At 36.7% G+C, this 1,552-nt stretch carries 1 protein-coding gene and 1 pseudogene; both read right to left on the bottom strand.

Annotation, left to right across the window (positions count from 1 at the left end; genetic code table 11):
* Nucleotides 1–114: 114 nt before the first annotated feature.
* A complete protein-coding gene (locus H3T96_RS14535) occupies nucleotides 115–1,215 on the bottom strand; it encodes a DUF6708 domain-containing protein (protein WP_144093569.1) in 1,101 nt (366 codons plus the stop codon).
* A gap of 20 nt (nucleotides 1,216–1,235) precedes the next feature.
* Nucleotides 1,236–1,552: pseudogene (locus tag H3T96_RS14530) on the bottom strand (hypothetical protein); the annotation flags it as partial.

The following is a 1,552-nucleotide window of genomic DNA, read 5'->3' as shown; positions in this document are numbered from 1 at the left end:
TCATATCACTACTGCTATAACTCATTTCTAATTTTTTTCGTGTCTCTTTTTTTATGGAGTTGCCAAACCATAATAAATATTCACCGATATACATTAACCTTTACATCCCTTTTTTTAATCACTATTACCGTAATCAACGTATTTTCCGGTTTTTTCATCCAAAACGCACCACTCTAATCGGCTCTCTAAAATGCCTTTTTGTACGTCAGGTGGATAGTCTGATAAGGTTGTTTCTTTGGGTATGGGTTTGCCTTTTTTGCCTGCTTGCCTAATCACCTTTGGCCAACGTGGCTGCCAGCATAAACATTCCGATATAAAATAACCTGCTGTGTAAACAGGTAATAGAATTAAAAATACCGGGATTAATAACAGATACATCACTATGCTTTTTGAATTTTGTGCTGCGTGGATCATCGGGCTGATATGGCCACCTAATCCATGAAATGGCATTGGTAAATGGGTGCTAAGTCTTGGTTTGGGTAAATTTTCTGGGCCATCTTCCATATAACAGCGAATAAATTCCCATTCATCTTTATAGTCTTGACCTTTATAGGTATTTTTCCCTATCCCGACTGAGTGAGCAATAGGAAAACCCGTTTTATAAGGATGAAAAACAATTAAATTCACCATATTGGTGCCATTCATATCCGAACCACTGTCACCAAAGTTACCTGGCATAATATGCTCCCATTTAAATACAACGGTACCGCCGCAATATTTAGGGCGCTGAATATAAACTTGCCTTGTTACCCGATTAAACCGTACCCGTATATGGCGTACGGTAAACAGTTCCAATCGATAGACATAACGGAAATAGCGGATGCACAAATATATTAAAATTGAAGTAACTATTAAAAAAAACATTATTGTAAATATACCAGAAGCAACATTTCCTCTTTCATGATTATATAACCTTGAAGCTATTGTTAATGCCATTAACATGCTAAATACAGGAGCAGAAAATATCAATAAACTTATCCAAGTAACAATCCCTCGAAAATTTTCAAACATTCCACCACGAATCTCGAGATAGCGATCGTTATAGGCATAGTACGGACCAATGGCTCTTGGGTTATTACTGACTGACTCTTTAGTCCAATCTTTTTCAACTTCGCTGAGTTTCATATCATTACTGCTATGACTCATTTCTAATTTTTTTCGCGTTTCTTTTTTTATGGAGTTGCCAAACCATAATAAATATTCACCGATATACATTAACCTTTACATCCCTTTTTTTAATCACTATTACCGTAATCAACGTATTTTCCGGTTTTTTCATCCAAAACGCACCACTCTAATCGGCTTTCTAAAATGCCTTTTTGCACATCAAGTGGATAGTCTGATAAGGTTGTTTCTTTGGGTATGGGTTTGCCTTTTTTGCCTGCTTGTCTAATCACCTTTGGCCAACGTGGCTGCCAGCATAAACATTCCGATATAAAATAACCTGTCGTGTAAACGGGTAATAGAATTAAAAATACCGGGATTAATAACAGATACATCATTATGCTTTTTGAATTTTGTGCAGCGTGGATCATCGGGCTGATATGGCCAC

The organism is Gilliamella sp. W8136, assembly GCF_016101285.1.
Taxonomy (GTDB): Bacteria; Pseudomonadota; Gammaproteobacteria; order Enterobacterales; family Orbaceae; genus Gilliamella; species Gilliamella apicola_N.
The sequence above is the reverse complement of the archived record's forward strand: the minus strand, read 5'-3'. Positions and strand labels throughout refer to the sequence as shown.